Here is a 17,729-nt window from a genome sequence, read left to right on the forward strand (position 1 = left end):
AAACTAGAAAAAACAAGAGTGTGTCATACGCTCAAACCCATTGAATATAATGGAAGAACGGAAGAACCCGGTTTTGACTTTCTAGGATTCAATATCAGGCAATACCCAACAGGAAAACATAAATCTGGGAAAACAGGAGGGGGAAGCCAATTAATAGGTCACAAAACCCACATCAAACCCAGTCAAAAGGCAGTTAAAGCCCACACAGAAGCGATTAAAGGTGTAATCAAAAAACACAAAAAAGCACCTCAATCAGCCCTGATTAGTCACCTAAACCCAATCATTAGAGGTTGGACTAACTACTACTCAGGAGTAGTATCTAAAGATACCTTCAATAAACTAGACTATACAATCTGGTTGATGTTAAGGGCATGGACAGTATCAAGATGCGGTAAAGCGAACTACAAAAAGCTGAGAAATTATTTTAGACCGGGTACAGTTAAACTTAGCAATGGGAAAGAAAGACACGAATCTTGGTTATTTAAAACCAAAGATGGGCTTCAATTATGGAAACATAATTGGACACCAATTGTCAGACATACCTTAGTTCGCCCCGACGCTTCACCTTACGACGGAAATTGGACTTACTGGGCGACCAGACGAGGACAAGCAATCGATACACCAACAAGAGTAGCTAAACTACTTAAGAAGCAACAAGGCAAGTGTAGCCGATGTGGACAATACTTCACTCCATCGGATTTAATTGAAGTTGACCACATTCACCCTCTAAGCTTAGGCGGAAAGGATGAATACAAAAACCTTCAATTACTACACCGCCATTGTCACGATGATAAATCGGCATCTGATGGAAGCCTAGAACCATCTACCCATGTTAACATAGTAGATAATACTAGACCAAACCAAAAGAAGTCAAGCTGTATCCTTAACAAGGGAACAATCAAACTAGGAGCCGTGTGAGGTGAAAGTCTCATGCACGGTTCTGAATGGGAGGGGAGGTCGGTGACGATTTTCTCGACCCCTAATAAAATCCTAATTGCGAGGAAAGCCTATCGATACCATCTTCGGCAATACCCAAGGACTGAAAGCTAGTCAGATGAAACAGCTACAAAGGCTGTACCATGAACGCTTGCCTATCGATACTCTCACCACCCCAGAATTCGCCCAAAGACTGGCGGCCATCAGTACCGATATTCATCAACCCCTCTGCACCTATATCAACCGTCGCGGCCAGGTAATTCGTGTGGGAGTGGGAACCCCCCGACAAACCCAATTTTCTCTCTTGGAACTACCCCGCTACGGTTCCGAACGTCTTTGCGGAATTCGTTGCATCGCCACGGAACTCAAGCAGGAACCGCCAAAAGAATCCAGTTTAACCGCCATGGCTCTGCAAAGATTAGACGCACTGGTGATTTTAACCCTAACCGGCACAGGCATGATCCGTCGCGGTGGTGGGGCGACCGGTTATGTGGAGCAAGTCTATCTGGCGCATCTCATACCACAAAGTCAAACAAATGTCAATAGTAATATATACTGGTCTGTCTCCCCGCCCTTAAATCTAGAGGATTTAAGCAAACAGGACTTTTTAGAGTTAGTGGAAGGACTAGAGGCGGAGTTTCAGCGAGAATTTACGGCTATAACCGTTGATACAGCCGAAGATCGGGTGCTATTGGTTGGTTTAATGACCGACGATATGAGCGATCGCCAGTTTGAGGACGGTTTAAGCGAATTAGAACGTTTAGTTGATACCGCCGGGGGTAAAGTTTTGCAAGTCACCCGACAAAAACGGGATCATCCCCATCCTCAAACTGTGATCGGTTCGGGAAAAGTGGCAGAAATCGCCCTACAGGTGCAAACTTCGGGGGCTAATTTAGTTGTATTCAATCGCGACCTTTCTCCCGCCCAAATTCGCAATCTAGAGAACCAAATCGGGGTGAGAGTGGTCGATCGCACCGAGGTGATCCTAGACATTTTCGCCCAACGGGCCCAATCGCAAGCGGGTAAACTACAGGTAGAATTAGCCCAATTAGAATACACTTTACCCCGTCTCACCGGGCGCGGATTAGCCATGTCGAGATTAGGGGGAGGAATTGGCACTCGCGGACCGGGGGAGACAAAATTAGAAACAGAACGCCGAACTATTCAACGTCGTTTATCCCGTCTCCAGGATGAGGTGGATCAACTGCAAGCTCATCGTTCCCGTTTACGCAAACAACGGCAAAAACAAGATGTAGCCAGTGTGGCGATCGTCGGTTACACCAATGCGGGAAAATCTACTTTAATTAATGCTCTCACCGCTGCCGAAGTTTATACCGCCGATCAACTGTTTGCTACCCTCGATCCCACCACCCGACGCTTAACTATTACCGATTCCCTCACCCAAGTCTCTCACACCCTGTTACTAACCGATACGGTGGGTTTTATCCATGAATTACCCCCCGCGCTGGTGGATGCTTTTCGGGCAACTTTAGAGGAAGTAACGGAAGCAGAAGCATTACTCCATCTGGTGGATCTGTCCCATCCAGCTTGGGAAAGTCAGATTGCCTCGGTGTTAAAAATCCTCTCGGAGATGCCGATTCAAACCGGTCCGATGTTAATGGTGTTTAATAAGTTGGATCAGGTAAAAAGCGACGATTTGGAAATGGCTAAGGAAAAATATCCCCAAGCTGTTTTTATCTCGGCTATTCGTCGCCTCGGATTGGAAACTTTAAAACAAAAGTTAATCGATTTAATCGCTTAATTAGGGTTTGAAAAAGTACGGGCGAAGCATTCGGATAGAAAATCTACGGTTTCAGCGATAGGTTATGCCCGAATGCTTCGCCCCTACAGGACGCGGGCCGATGAATCAGAGCTTTGCGATCGCCAATAAAAATACCAGGTTTTTGAAGAGGGCGAACGCAATTCGCCCCTACCGCTCAAAACCTGGCACCTAATTTGAGATTTATTTAGCAGACCCTAATTACTAATTATTTCTGCCCTTTCAACAAATCGATGATAGTATCCAGTTTCTTCTCAAGTTTTTGGTTTTCCTCCTCCAATTTAGCAATCTTATCCAACAATGCTTGATTGTCACTGACTGCCGCAGCAGCGCGTAATTTACGCACATCTCGACCAAAGCCCATCAAGGCCGGACGTTCCACATAAGTGACCCGGTGCAGTACCCGCCAGGCTTTATTGGGCTTACCTGCTTGGGTCTCACGCAAGGCCCGCGCTTCTTCGTCGTTGCTACGCAGCCATTCAGGATCGACCACATAGTTAAAGAAGTCGTGGAAGTTATCGGTACTTCCTTCCAGGTAGAAACTCATAAAGCGATAGCGATCTACTTTTTCCCCGGGCAGAATCGGGCGATCGTTGTAATCGGTGATGCCTTTATACTCCAAACCACTCAGATCTACATTCAACTGAAAACCCTTACTCCGAGCTTCAGTTTTGCTCATGGTTTGAGTTAAATTGACCGTAGCCTGGGCAGTGAGTTCTATATCAGCACCTAATGAGAATGAACTCTCAACTCCTAACCCGGCATTCATCGCAAAAGAGCCACCAATAGTATGCTCTACGGTGTTGGCAAAGCTTTGAGCTTCAGTTCGCAGACCACCATCGGCATCCCAAACGTAGGTATTGACGATATTGCGCTTACCCGCCCGAATTTGGATATCTTCCATCCGTTTCTGCCAGCTTGCAAAACCTTCTATGGCTTGCGCTCGTTTCTCTTGGTCATTAATTTTGCTTTGGATTTCGGCCTGTTTTGCTTTGGCGGCAGCGTTGGTCTTGTCAGAAGCAGCGGCAGCATCTGCTTGAAATTGTTCAACTTTCTGGTCTTGCTCCTTTTTCTTCTCCTCGTCAGTCATTTGGGTACTGGGTTTGTCTTCTTCCCGTTGCACTCCAATGGTGGTTGGTGCAGGTCCACTGTCGATATTCCGATCTAAAGAGGTTCCATTGGAACGCACATCAAAGTTAGAAAAGTAAGATTCTCGGCGTTTATCTTCCGCTTCAATTTGGCGTTTTAAGTCATACGCCTCTTTCAGGCGATAGTAACTAGCGGGATAAAGGGAACCGTACTGGCTACGCATTTCGGGAACGTGCTTGAAGAAGCGATCGCTTGTGGCAATGCTGCCAGTCATCCCATCCAAGCTACCGTTCATCGTGTAGGCAGGATTCATCAAAAAGGTGATGGTGTTGACATCTGGAGGAATGCCATCTACCGGCTGCACTTGGTAGCCCACCATTCTGCCACTGCGGGCTAGTCGGGTGACAAACACATCTGCCAAGGCTGAAACAACCAACGCATAGCCAATATTCTTGGGAATAAATCGTGTTCCCAAATGGGGAAACTTAGTAGTTTCTTCTGGTGTGCCGCGTAGTTCCAGTTTATCGGTCATGCTCAGAGATGAACTGGAAGTAATGTTACTTTCATTTTGGTATTGGTAGCTGAAGTCCAAATTACCTTTGAAACCGACTCTGGTACTGGTTTCGATGGAACTTCCCATACCCATAGGTGCTGTGAGGATAGACATTGTTCCCCCTGCTCCAGTAAAGGTATCAGTTGTTGCTCCTAACCCATGATCTTGTGCTCGATTCCAGCTAAACGCCACATCTTCCGATATGGTTAATTCTACAGAAGTTGCACCGTTGTAATCGTCTGATAAGGTTAGGTTTTCACTGGGTACGGGGGGTGGACCCTCAATATAACCCAACAAAGTGGGAGCAAATTGGGCGTTACCAATCCACTTCAGTTCTAGGGTTTCAATCCGCTTATCGGGTAACAGGGTGACTCCGTTGGCAGTGGGATAAGCAAAGAACCGCCGCATGATGGCAACTTTGGTTTTTGTGGATGATTCCAGAGTCACGGTGCTGTACTCAGCAGAGACTAGGGCATCGCTACCGATGGGTAGGGTATTATCATCTACCGTCACGGCTTCATAGACAGTGCCATGATTGTTGCCCACTAGGTCTAGGACTTTTCGGGTACTACCTTCCAGTCGGATTTCATTGAGGGGATAGTAAGCTACTAAGTTTGGTTCTTTACCACTCAGCCGCTTGTAAGTATCCGCCTGAATTTCTGCTTGGGTACGGGCAACTTTCCAGATGCGAACCTCAGCGATGTTACCGTTAAACAAATCTGTTTTCCCTCCTGACCAAACTCCTGCGCCAATTTGAAAGGGATCAGAAGAGGTTCCATAATTTTTGGTTTGAGAACCACCAGTTTTGATTGGTACTCCATCGAGATAAAGAAGTACATTTGTGCCGTTACCAACTACTGCTACATGATGCCACTCATGAAGTGGATAAACAGCATCAGCATGAAACCAGTTACCGCAGTCTTTTGTCCAAACAACCAGTTTTTGGCAATCGATGCCAAATTCCATCACATCGTTTTGCCCAAATAGAGAGATTGTTTTTCCTTCTGGTAGGGAGAGAGCTTTCACCCAACCTTCCAGAGTGAAGGTGGACAAATTATTCATCAAGCCCTTGGAGGTAGCAATATAATCATTCACCCCATCAAACTTCATCACTGTATGTCCTGGGTTGCCAATGGGGGCCGTACAACCCCACCAATCTGCCCCAGATACCGTGGCCTTATTGCCATTACCGGAATGGTCGCGCACTTCCACTCCTGTGGCTTCATTCATGGGGTAGTAAGCCAATAAACCTGGTTCGTTACCACTAAGCAAGGTTTTACTGTTGACGGCAATTTCATCGTCACTTAGGGCAACTACCCAAATACGAACTTCGGCAACTTTTCCAAAAGGTTCCCAATCTTCCTTACGGTTACCAATAAACGCAACATTGTTCTTAGCTTTCAGACTAGCTTTCTTAAGGTCTTCAACCTTTTTCTTTGCGCCTTCATCATTGGGGTTTTTCGTCAGATTCTGCTCGGCATCTTTTAGGGCTTTTGCTTTCACATCACCCACTTTTTTGCCATCAATATAAAACAGAGTCGTATCTCCCCGACCGACGGCAGCGATATGATGCCATCCCTCGGTTAACAACTCCATATTGAAACCGCTATCGTAAAAGTTATTCCCCAAGGAATCATTGGTCAGATAAGTCCCTAACTGTTTACGATTTCTGACAAGAAGGATGTGATGATCCACATCGTTGCCTCGGATTAAGGTATTCCATTCTCCTAAATCAGGTAATGGATAAACAAACCAAGCTTCAACACTCCAGTCATCTGCAAGATAAAAGGGTTTATTTAAGGTAACGATACTGTTGCTGTTGCTAAAGTTCAAACAGGCCCGTTGAGCATCAGGAATCCACTGTTCAAAAGTAGCATTTTTGCTGTCTGCGGTAGCATCATAGTTCGTTTGTCGCATCCGTCCTGCGCGGTCAAAATAACTCAATTGGACATTGCCTTCACAAGTTTCAATGGCATTGAGGCGGCTGGCAGGTTGCACAAAACCAAGTAACGATCCTTGAGTCACTAACCCCTTGCTATCTTTAGCAACTTCGGGCATAGTTGGGGGCTTTGCCTGAGTGTTTTTGACAGCAGTGAGGAAGGTAGTGTTCAGGGTGTTGATACTTGTTTGAATGCTGGTGAGGTCACGATTAACCGATACTAGGCGAGTTCTCCATCCTTCTTCCTTATTTTTACCCTCCTTTAGTATTTGCTCGAGTTGGTTTAATTCAGTCCTTGCTAGACTAAGTTGTTGGCGTATTTCTTCCAAATTTCGATAAGCCCTTTCTATCTTATCATTGGTTTGCTCTTTTGTTGGTTGTAATTTCCACTTAGTCCAATTATCACCATAAGAAGAGATCATTTCTATCAATACATAATCGCCACTCATGTGTTCACAAAACCGACCTGTTTGCTTATTTTGGATATAGTAATATCCCCCGCCTGCATCCGTAAATTTCCACTTAGTCCAATCATCACCATAAGCAGGAAGCATCAATAAAATGGACTTTATGAAGGAAGTTGTCTGACAAAACAAACCTGTTTGCTTATGTTGGATATAGTAATATCCCCCGCCTGCATCCAGAAATTTCCACTTAGTCCAATCATCACCATAAGAAGAGATCAATTCTACGCTTGCGGCGTTGCTGCTGTCAAGCTCCAGGTGTTCCCAAAACAAGATTGTTTGTTTATGTTGAATAAAACACCAATAATTCAAAGGGTTATTCAGGGCATCATTGTAAATTTGATTGAGATTTCCTTCTTGGGATACAAAAGCTGAAACGTCAAGCTTTAATTGATTGACACGGTTTCGTGTTTCTTCGAGATTTTGTAATGCAGCAAGTTTTGCGTCTAACTCTCGCTTTTCTTTGAGCAGAACAATTTCCTCTTTCTCTTTCACCTCCAGTTCTTTTAACTTCACCGCTAAGGTGGCATGGTTATCCACCAAAGTTGTCAAAGTCACATCGTCTGTGTATTTCGCTTCCGTAATACTATCGGATAAGAGGCGAATCTGGTGTTTGCGAATTTCCAGCGATTGCCAATTTCCTTTAACATTGGCAATTTCAAAGGAACGTAACACACTGACTTCATCGGGAATTGTCACATTACAGGAAGCACGATACCAACCATTACCCAAGACTTCAAACTTATTTTGTACCGCCGAAATGGTCTTTTTATCTTCGGCACTGCGGCTGGTTTTTCCCCAATAGGAAAAGGTAAAAATCTTCGTGCCAATATTTTTACCATCGGCATTGTCGAGATAGGCTAAATTAACCGGATTGCGTGAGTTAACTTTAAACTCAAAACTTTCCTCGTAAGTTGCCCGTTCGCTGACAGCAAATAGCTCAGAATTGCTATATTTAACTGCATTTAACTCGCTTCCCAGTGTACGGCTAAGGGTAGCAGCACTGACATACGGTTCACCATAGACAGTGCCATCATTGCCGTTCACAGAAAAGTCAACTACTTTGCCTTCGGAGATACCACCTAAGCGCCAATACCCCACTAAACCGACTTCTTTTCCTGTCAGTTGTAGGTACATACTATTTTTAATGTCTTCGGCAGTCCGGGCTATTTTCCAAAGACGGACATCGCTGATTTTGCCTTGAAAATAGCTCTCATTAGAGAAGCTACTTTTGCCAATATAGTTATTAGTCTGTTTGAGGTTACTGGGAAGGTTGATTTTAGCTGTCTGAATTTGTTCACCGTTTTTGTACAGTTTGGCAGTTCCCGAAGCATCTATTGTTGCCGCTAGATGAATCCACTTTCCTGTTTCTAATACCCCTGGTACATTAATTGCCTGTTCTTTTGATTGCGATTTTATCCTTAAGCGGAATGTGTTAGATGTTGCCTCGTTGCACAATAGGATGTTGTTACTATCCGAGCCATCACCAAAATCAATAATTCGGGAATATGATTTAAAACTGTCATACCAAACCCAAGCTTCTACGGTAATTCCTTCGGAGAAATTGTGATTCATCTCGGGTAGAGAGACATAATCATTTACCCCATCAAATACGATTCCCCGTCGCTTTTGGGACACCAATTTCACATTAACAGCTTCTCCGATTGCCCATTTGCGTTCAATGACAAAATGGGTATCATCAATTCTTCGCACGGGGTAGCTGTCTTTGTAGTCTTCTGTCCCGGTAATTTGGACTTGATCGCCATTTTCCAAGCCATGATTAGCACAGGTGACTCGTAATTTGCCATCGGCGGTTTTTTGATAAGCGGTAATCATGCCATCAAAAATCAAACCACCTTCTTCTTGGTCTTCTTTTTCCCAATAACCCAAGCCGCGCTCCAAGGGGATGTCAATATCAAAGGTATTTTTATCTACTTTAATTGTTGGATATAATCCTTGATAATCGCTGGTGCCGCTGATTTTTACCAAATCGTAATTGGCTAAACCTGAAGCACCGCCATCGGTGGATATTTTAACTAAATCTTCGATATCTTCCTCATCAGTTCCTGCGGCGAATCCGCTAATAATTCCTTGGGGAGGAGGGGTTGTGTCACCTATTGCTTTTATTTCATCTAAGGTGTTTAAGGGTAACAAAACTTCTCGCTGACGACTGCGAATAAGCTTGCTATCGGGGTTTTTGTTAATTTCTCCTAAAGTACCATCCCCGGCGATGGCAAAACTGAAAACGGCTGCCCCTTTATCTGTGGGAATTGCTAACATTAATCGCGTGGCAGTTTTCAACAGTTGTTCTTCCCCAGACTGGGTTTCTTGCGCCTGTTGTAAATCGTATTTAGTGGCCGATAAACCGTTGGTGACTGTCACATCCTTAATGTCTAAAGTCCGCTTAATCACCCCCGGAATTTTTCGGGGAACTAGGCTATCCTTTGATTCTTCAAAAACGGTGTAATCTTTAACCTCAAATAGTCCTGCTTCCGAGGCGCGAATCGTGGTTAATTCGACTTTCTTGGTTTGGCTATTGTAGGCGAAAATATGCCAGCGATAAACATCATTTTCAATAGTGGGAACCAATACCACAGAAAACCAGCCTTTGTGCAGGTTATTAACTAAACATAATTCGGTGGTGGGTTCATAGAAAAATTTACCGTTGGCATCACGAAAGTCTAAGGTATCCACATTAACCAGTCCGTTAGACCCCTGTTGCATATTTTTCGTGGGGGTGTGTTTCCGCTTACTCCGCTTAAACCGAACTTCTAGCTTGCGGTTCAGCTTATTGGTCATGCCATCTAACACAAATCGGTCCACTAATAGTGTGTTGCTGGTGGACTGCCGAAAAACATAAATATGTTCCAGGGCGGCAATGACTTGTACTGGCGCAACTGCGGTTACATTTTCGGTTTTGTAAAGGGATTTGAGGAGATATCGACTGGTATCTTGTTGGTCAGTCAGTTCGGCTTTTTCTTTCTCAATTACGGACTGGTCATCAGCTTCATCGGGGAATTCTAGTGTTTTCCAGCTTTCCCAGCCGGTTCTTTGGTCGGCGGGGGTGTTGAGGTAGCTATCTTCAAACCCATCTTGCTTGACTGTGTAGGAAATTTTCCCTTCGGCATCGGTGGCGAACACCACTATCTTGCCTTCGTGGGTAATTGTACTAATGTGTTGTAGTTTGTCTTTGAGTAAGTACATAATCGTCTATTTTGTTAGTTGATGGAGTCCACAGGACAAAAATGATGATCGCTTAACCTAGGCAATCTCGCTTAATCGGCTTTTCGGTTTCGGGATAACTACGGATTATTCAGGAAAATTTCCTCTACTTTTTACCTTAATCCTCCAGCCTTCGGTAATCCTATCAGCGATTATCCGCCCGATTCATATTTGTTGCAAATCTTCACTTTTAACCGTTCAGGGGGGAGATAAATGATCTAGGAGACTGCTGGCTCTCCTCGACTTTGTGTGATAATCAGTGCTTATCATTCGTAGGAGTCTTGCCAGACAAGGCTTTAAAGACTATATTTCCAGAAAATTATTCATAATTCATAATTCATAATTCCTAATTCCCACTGATAACTCAGGAACTATGCAAACAATCTTTCAGCGCATAGGCTACCTGTTGTTGTTCCTCGCAGCTTAAATCGGGGAACATAGGCAAAGATAACACTTTTTCACTGGCCAATTCAGCCATGGGTAAATCACCTTTTTTATAGCCTAAATACTGATAAACCGGCTGTAAATGTAGGGGAATCGGATAATAAACCATGGATAGGACATCTTTTTCCTGCAAAGCTGCCCGAATTTGGTCACGATTTTCCGTTAGGATTGTGTACTGATTCCAAACGTGCTTACCTCCGGCTAAAGCGGTAGGTAAAGTGATATTAGGCAAAGGTTGCAGTAATTCTCGATAACGTTGGGCAATCTCGATCCGTTGATTATTCCAAAAATCGAGATATTTCAGCTTAATTTGCAAAATAACCGCTTGAATGGCATCTAAGCGGCTATTGACACCGATTACCTCATGAAAATAACGCACCTTGCTCCCATGTTCTTTAATCATGCGAATTTGTGCCGCTAACTCGGGGTTATTGGTGGTAATTGCGCCACCATCGCCACAACCGCCTAAATTTTTGGTAGGAAAGAAGCTAAAACAGCCAATATCGCCAATACTCCCCACTTTCTGCCCATGCCATTCTGCTCCCGTTGCCTGAGCGCAATCCTCAATTACAAATAAATCATGGGAACGAGCGAAATTTACTACCTCAGACATATTGACAGATTGCCCAAAAAGGTGTACTGGGATAATCGCTTTAGTCTGGGGAGTAAGCGCTTTTTCCAACAGTGCCACATCGAGGTTAAAAGTATTAATATCGATATCGACAAAAACTGGCACTGCCCCGACTAAATTAATCGCTTCGGCGGTGGCAATAAACGAAAAAGTGGAAGTAATTACTTCATCCCCCGCTTGAATACCGAGGGAGCGCAGTGCCAGATAAAGGGCATCGGTTCCCGAATTACAGGCAACACAATCGCTAACACCGTGATAGAGGGCAAATTGTCGTTCTAATTCGCTCACAGCTTCACCGCCAATATAGCGCCCAGAACGGAGAATTTCTAAAACGGCATGGTTAGCTTCTTCGCTGATGACTTGGTATTGACGGGATAAATCGACGGGGGGAATTTTACTCACGCGCTTTCACTCAAAATTAGAGACTAATCGGGATTTGTTGGGGAAAAAAAGGAATAATTAGTCAAAAATAATTATAAACTTGCTATCTATAGATGAAGTATTGTTGTAATTTGTTTCTTTTATTTTTATGGATGGATTAGTAGAACTAAATCTGGTGGATTTGGGTTGGGCTTTGGGGATGATGGGTATTTGTTTAATCCTCTCCCGTTGGTCAAATTTAGCCCTAGAGGGACAATTATTATTGGCGACTGGTCGATCGATCCTGCAATTATTAGTGGTAGGCTACGTTATCGCCGTTATTTTTTCCCTGGATAATCCTCTAGCAGTGCTGGGGATTTTGGCAGTAATGATGACTATCGCGACTATTGTTGCTAAAAATCGCATCGATAGCCGAGATAAAGGCTTATTACCCCTAGTTTTTGGCTCTTTATTGATTAGTAGCTGTCTAACTTTAGGTTATGCGATCGCTTTAATTATTCAACCAGAACAATGGTACTCACCCCAATACTTGATTCCCTTGACGGGGATGGTGTTAGGCAATGCCATGAATAGTGCCTCTTTAGCCGGAGAAAGATTAAACAGTGCCATTAAAAGTCACCGTTTGGAAATCGAAACCCATCTTTGTTTAGGGGCAACCCCTCAACAGGCGATCGCATTTTACCAAAAAGAAGCGATTCGAGCCAGTTTCATCCCCACCCTCAATCAGATGATGGTAGTGGGTTTAGTCAGTTTACCCGGAATGTTCACCGGACAGGTATTGGCAGGAAGTGAACCTTTAAACGCCGCTTCCTACCAGATACTGATCCTGTTTATGATTGCCCTAGCTAACCTAATCACCGCTCAATTGGTGACAGAGGGAATCTATCGGCGCTTTTTCGGTGAGAATTTATCACTTATCAGTTAACAGTTATCAGTTAGTCAGTTATCACTAACCACTCCTGACTCCTAATTAACGCCCACTGTTCACCGATTACAGTTGACTGATCACTGATTTAGCCTTTCCACTTGCTGGCAACGACTTCAGCGAGATCAACCACCCGTTGGGAGTAACCCCATTCGTTATCGTACCAAGCGATAACTTTCACCATATCGCCACCCATCACCATGGTGAGACTAGCATCAATGATCGAGGAGGCATCAACACCGCGATAATCAGAGGAAACGAGGGGTAAATCATTATATTCGAGAATTCCTTTTAAAGAATTTTCCGAAGCTTCTTTGAGGACTTCGTTTACCTGTTCCGCGATCGTGCTTTTTTCCACTTGCGCCACTAAATCCACCACAGAAACGTTAGGAGTGGGTACACGCAGAGCGATACCGTTAAGTTTCCCTTTCATGTCCGGGATAACTAAGGCTACAGCTTTAGCGGCACCGGTGGAGGTGGGAACGATGTTAACGGCGGCGGCGCGAGCGCGACGCAGATCCCGGTGACTAGCATCCAGAATGCGTTGATCACCAGTGTAACTGTGGGTGGTGGTCATCGTCCCTTTGATGATGCCGAAGTTTTCGTGAATCACTTTGACGACAGGAGCAAGACAGTTGGTGGTACAACTGGCATTGCTGATGACATTGTATTTATCGTGTTCGTATTCGTGAGCGTTGACACCAACGACATAGGTTCCCACACCCGAACCTTTACCCGGTGCGGTAATGAGGACTTTTTTAGCTCCTGCCACAATATGCTTAGAAGCGCCCTCTTCATCGACGAAAACACCGGTAGCTTCGATCACTAAATCTACACCCCATTCTGCCCAGGGCAGATTGAGGGGATTGCGATCGGAATAACATTTAATGGTTTTACCGTTAACAATTAAAGAATTATCATCGGCATCGATATTAGCGTTAAGTTTGCCTAACATCGAGTCATATTTGAGCAGGTGAGCGTTACTCCGGGGATCGGATGTATCATTGATCCCCACTACCTCCAAGCCACTATTAGTCCGTCCTAACCAACATCTTAGGAAATTACGTCCAATCCGTCCGAAACCATTGATCGCTACTCTAATCACTGCTGCTTGCCCTCTACCTTTTAGTGCAATACATAAAAAAATAATTAATGTTCCCAATCATACCTTAAAGGTTGAACTTTACGATCCCGATCGAAAATAATTTATTAGCTCACCATTCAGGAGACGGGAGACAGGAGACTACGAGACAGGAGACAGGAGATTATTTTTATTTATTCTCCTCACCTCCCCACACCCCACACCCTACACCCCACACCCCACACCCCACACCCCACACCCACACCCACACCCAAACCCCACACCCAAACCCCACACCCCACACCCCACACCCCAAAAAAAGGGAATTGGGAGAAAAAATTTTAATTCTGCGTCAAGGATGTTGCAAGGTGACTGGGCAACACTTGGGAATTCTGCTCAAATGCCCCTATCATGAGGTTGACTTTACTACCGATCGAGTTTAAAACTTATATAATTGTGGGTCTGAGGAGTGAAAAAAGTGAAAAAAGTTAATTTTAACGGCCAACCTTTCCATTTTATCGGTATTGGCGGTATTGGGATGTCAGCCCTCGCTTATATCTTAGCCAAGCGCAATTTACCTGTGTCTGGCTCCGATTTACGTCCTACTCATATCACCCAACGGCTACAGGGAGCGGGAGCGCACATTTTCCACCGTCAAGAGGCAAATAATTTAGCTTTATTTCATTCTCCCGGCCCTCAAAACAGTAGCCAAACAGTTCCGCAAGTAATCTGCTCCACGGCGATTAATGACCATAACAAGGAATATCGAGCGGCCAGAGACTTAGGATACCCAATTTTTCACCGTAGCGACGTTTTAGCGGCTTTAATCGCTGATTACGACAGTATCGCCGTTGCTGGAACCCACGGAAAAACCACCACTAGCAGCTTAATCGGTTACGTTTTGTTAGAAGCGGGATTAGACCCCACGATCATTGTCGGTGGTGAGGTGGACGCTTGGGAAGGTAACGCTCGTCTTGGTCAAGGTCGTTTTTTAGTGGCCGAGGCCGATGAGTCCGATGGTTCCTTAACCAAGCACGCCCCAAAAATCGGCGTAATCACTAATATTGAGCTAGATCACCCGGATCATTACCAGAATTTAAGCGAAGTTATCGATACTTTCCATGAATTTGCCCATCAGTGCCAGATTTTAGTCGCTTGTTTAGATTGTGACACGATCGCCGAGCATTTCCGTCCGACAATTAGTTATAGTCTCGATCCCGAAAAAGGTGCGGATTACACCGTCAGCGAGATTATCTATGAACAGGGAATGATGAAAGCTTCCGTCTGGGAAAAAGGCAGTTATCTGGGACAAATGGAAGTGAAAATCCCGGGGCAACATAATATTAGTAATGCTTTGGCAGTGGTTGCTATCGGACGTTATCTCGGTTTAGAATTTGCTGTTATTGCCGATGCGATCGCTACTTTTGCCGGGGCAAAACGCCGTTTTGAACACAAGGGAGAAGCAAATGGCATTACTTTTATCGATGATTATGCCCACCATCCTAGCGAATTGTTAGCCACGTTAGCAGCGGCAAAATTGAAGGTAGAAGGCAAACAGTACCAACGTTCGATCGCTATTTTCCAACCCCATCGCTACAGTCGCACCACTACCTTTTTAGAGGAATTTGGCTCCGCTTTCAGTTCCGCCGATGTGGTAGTCTTAACGGATATTTATAGTGCTGGGGAAGTGAATATCAATCACGTCACTGGGCAGCAAGTGGCTGAACAGGTGAAAAAACACCATAAAAACGCCTACTATCACCCCGAATTGAGTTCTTTAGGTCAATTCCTGTTAGAAATTCTCCAACCCGGCGATTTAGCTCTGTTCCTCGGTGCTGGCAATCTCAATCAAGTTATCCCCGAAATGCTCTCTCTTTACTGCGAACAATTAGCGGTTAGAGTGTAGATTCAGTTATCAGTTATCAGTTATCAGTTATCAGATTTGAGTTTTTAAGTGAGCAGTATTAAATAGGGTTTGCTGAATAAATGTGAAATGTAGGCAAGGTAGGGGTTTTGTGGCTGTATGAGCGAAACAGGTGTAAGATTTTGAGAGAATCGTCGTTCAAAACCTTGCGTCTTCATCGGCCCGCGTCCTGTAGGGGCGAAGCATTCGGGCAATAACCTATCGGTGAAACCGCAGATTTTCTATCCGAATGCTTCGCCCGTACTTTTTCAGCAGACCCTAAATAAGTAACATGATCGTTGGGTTTCATGCTTCAACCCAACCTACGTTCTGCTCCCCATCTCCCCAACCCCCAAGTTATAATTCATAATTCATAATTTATAATTTCCAACCCCTAAAACCCTATGATTAAATCCTCTGTTTCTCTAGCTGATTTCACTTCCTACCGGGTGGGGGGAAGAGCGCAATGGTATGCCGAACCAGTTAATCTAGAGGAATTAAGAGAAGTGTTCGCTTGGTGGCAATCGCAAGGGTTGCCCTTGACTGTTTTGGGGGCTGGTTCAAATTTACTAATCAGCGATCGAGGTTTACCCGGACTTGTTCTCAATACTCGCCATCTGCGATCGAGTTGTTTTGATGCCGAAACTGCTACGATTACAGCAGCGGCGGGGGAACCCCTGCCGAAAATAGCTTGGAGAGCGGCAAAACGGGGCTGGAGAGGCTTAGAATGGGCGGTGGGTATCCCGGGTACGGTGGGGGGTGCTGTGGTGATGAATGCGGGGGCGCATACCTCCTGTGTGGCGGATCGATTAGTGCGGGCGCTGGTATTAAATCCCGATGGTCAGTTAGAAACTTTAAGCAAAGAAGATTTAAATTATAGTTATCGCAGTTCTTCTCTGCAAGGGGATCAACGTTTAGTTATCGAAGCCACATTTCAGTTAGAAGCTACCGATAATAGCGAGGAAATAATGGCAATTACTACCCATAATTTACGCCATCGCAAAAGTACCCAACCCTATGATCGTCCTAGTTGTGGTAGTGTTTTCCGCAATCCTAAACCACAATATGCTGGGGCTTTAATTGAGGAAATGGGATTAAAAGGTTATCAAATTGGTGGGGCGCAAGTATCAGAATTACACGCTAATTTTATCCTGAATATTGGTTCAGCAAAAGCCTCGGATATTCTGCGTTTAATTCGTCATGTGCAGGAACAAGTGTTCGATCGCTGGTCCCTCTGGTTAGAACCAGAGGTGAAAGTTTTAGGGGAATTTGACGGGATTTAATTATTTTTCTCGATAACGGTTGAACTCAGCCACGATAGGCTGGAGTGCGACGGCAAATATTTTTATAATCCTCTAGCATGGTGTGTTCCCCAAAAATCTATTGGTGGGGCAGTAGGAGCCACATTAGGGAACGCACCCTACGCGATCGGCGATCTGCTATGCAGTGCCTTCGGCATCGCACTGGGGTGTTGAGTCCGTCGGCTGCAAACCCTGGTTAGACAACTGATAGCCGTTTGACTTTGATATTGCCAATTGTCTGCTCTGCTTGCCATAGATCGTATTGCATTTGCTGATTGAGCCAACTTTCAGGAGATGTATCGAAAGCTTTCCCTAAGCGAATTGCCATTTCGGGGCTAATACCTGCCCTACCATTTAAGATGGCAGATAGGGTTTTTCGACTTACACCCAATGCTTCAGCAGCCTCAGTGACAGTCAGATTCAAAGGTTCGAGACAAAGTTCTTTAAGAACTTCACCAGGATGTGGTGGATTATGCATTTTCATCAGTGGTAGTCCTCAAGATCGACATCACAAGCATCAACACCGTCAAAGGTGAAAGTGATCCGCCAGTTTCCAGATACTCTCACCGTCCAGGTTCCTTTACGTTGCCCTGCCAGTTCATGAAGTACCAATCCGGGTAAGCAATTATTGTAGGTTGGGTTGACGCAAGGAAACCCAACAAAGAGTAACCTTTGGGGTGGTTGGGTTTCGCTTTTTCAAGCGAATTAAGCTATTTTCGCCTCAGTATTGTTTCGCTCAACCCAACCTACGAGGCTATTTTTAATATCTGGACTTCCCCCGTATAAACATACTAGCTATGGCTAAAAGTCTTACAGAGCCTGAGTTCAAGCAATACAATACTAATGAACTACTGGACACAAAATCCTGAAGCTCTTACGCAGACAGTGTTTGCGGCAAAAATTTTCACATTTGACCTTTAGACCATTATAGCATGTCTCGGGGCAGAATATCAGCAAAAACATGGCTACAGAGGGAATCCCTTACTCTAGAGATTAATGACACTATCTGTTAAAATCAGGTTAGCGATCACTATACAGCCAACTCTACGGAATCGCTCTACTCCAGATACAGTCAACGGT

8 protein-coding genes and 1 pseudogene are annotated in these 17,729 nt (G+C 44.7%); 5 read left to right on the forward strand and 4 right to left on the reverse strand.

The genetic code is table 11. The features are described from left to right. Together IM515_RS19495 and hflX are read left to right on the forward strand one after the other, a co-directional pair. Positions 1-907: pseudogene (locus IM515_RS19495) on the forward strand (HNH endonuclease); the annotation flags it as partial. A gap of 87 nt (positions 908-994) precedes the next feature. Beyond that, complete coding sequence (gene hflX, locus IM515_RS19500) at positions 995-2,698, forward strand: GTPase HflX (RefSeq protein ID WP_287628211.1); 1,704 nt, start codon at positions 995-997, stop codon at positions 2,696-2,698. 226 nt (positions 2,699-2,924) lie between these two features. Here the strand turns inward: hflX and IM515_RS19505 are convergent, their stop codons facing one another. Both IM515_RS19505 and IM515_RS19510 read right to left on the reverse strand, forming a co-directional pair. Further along, positions 2,925-9,965, reverse strand: a complete 7,041-nt coding sequence (locus tag IM515_RS19505; RefSeq protein WP_287628212.1) for a LamG-like jellyroll fold domain-containing protein — start codon at positions 9,963-9,965, stop codon at positions 2,925-2,927. A 382-nt stretch (positions 9,966-10,347) separates the two neighbouring features. Then, a complete protein-coding gene (locus IM515_RS19510) occupies positions 10,348-11,460 on the reverse strand; it encodes a DegT/DnrJ/EryC1/StrS family aminotransferase (protein WP_287628214.1) in 1,113 nt (370 codons plus the stop codon). 127 nt (positions 11,461-11,587) lie between these two features. Here IM515_RS19510 and IM515_RS19515 point away from each other — a divergent pair, with 127 nt between their 5' ends. Beyond that, positions 11,588-12,364, forward strand: coding sequence for an ABC transporter permease (locus IM515_RS19515; RefSeq protein ID WP_287628215.1), 777 nt, complete (start codon positions 11,588-11,590; stop codon positions 12,362-12,364). An 88-nt stretch (positions 12,365-12,452) separates the two neighbouring features. On the opposite strand, the gene IM515_RS19520 is transcribed toward IM515_RS19515, so the two are convergent. Then, on the reverse strand, positions 12,453-13,469 hold the full coding sequence (locus IM515_RS19520) for a type I glyceraldehyde-3-phosphate dehydrogenase (RefSeq protein WP_002731954.1): 1,017 nt from the start codon (positions 13,467-13,469) through the stop codon (positions 12,453-12,455). A gap of 454 nt (positions 13,470-13,923) precedes the next feature. Here IM515_RS19520 and murC point away from each other — a divergent pair, with 454 nt between their 5' ends. Together murC and murB are read left to right on the forward strand one after the other, a co-directional pair. After that, entirely contained in the window at positions 13,924-15,351 is a 1,428-nt protein-coding gene (gene murC / locus IM515_RS19525) for a UDP-N-acetylmuramate--L-alanine ligase (RefSeq protein WP_287628216.1), read from the forward strand. Positions 15,352-15,752: 401 nt separating this feature from the next. Continuing rightward, positions 15,753-16,631 (forward strand): UDP-N-acetylmuramate dehydrogenase, encoded by an 879-nt coding sequence (gene murB, locus IM515_RS19530; protein ID WP_287628217.1) that lies wholly within the window; start codon positions 15,753-15,755, stop codon positions 16,629-16,631. Between the two features lie 214 nt (positions 16,632-16,845). Here murB and IM515_RS19535 read toward each other — a convergent pair whose 3' ends face one another. Beyond that, positions 16,846-17,127, reverse strand: a complete 282-nt coding sequence (locus tag IM515_RS19535) for a HigA family addiction module antitoxin (RefSeq protein WP_238141989.1) — start codon at positions 17,125-17,127, stop codon at positions 16,846-16,848. Positions 17,128-17,729 lie beyond the last annotated feature (602 nt).

This window comes from Microcystis sp. M44BS1 (assembly GCF_020244875.1).
Classification (GTDB): Bacteria; Cyanobacteriota; Cyanobacteriia; order Cyanobacteriales; family Microcystaceae; genus Microcystis; species Microcystis panniformis.

Bases quoted from the DNA above. Each gene is read 5' to 3' on its own strand.
- IM515_RS19515 (WP_287628215.1), top strand. From the start codon at position 11,588: ATGGATGGATTAGTAGAACTAAATCTGGTGGATTTGGGTTGGGCTTTG.
- IM515_RS19505 (WP_287628212.1), bottom strand. From the start codon at position 9,965: ATGTACTTACTCAAAGACAAACTACAACACATTAGTACAATTACCCAC.
- IM515_RS19535 (WP_238141989.1), bottom strand. From the start codon at position 17,127: ATGCATAATCCACCACATCCTGGTGAAGTTCTTAAAGAACTTTGTCTC.
- murB (WP_287628217.1), top strand. From the start codon at position 15,753: ATGATTAAATCCTCTGTTTCTCTAGCTGATTTCACTTCCTACCGGGTG.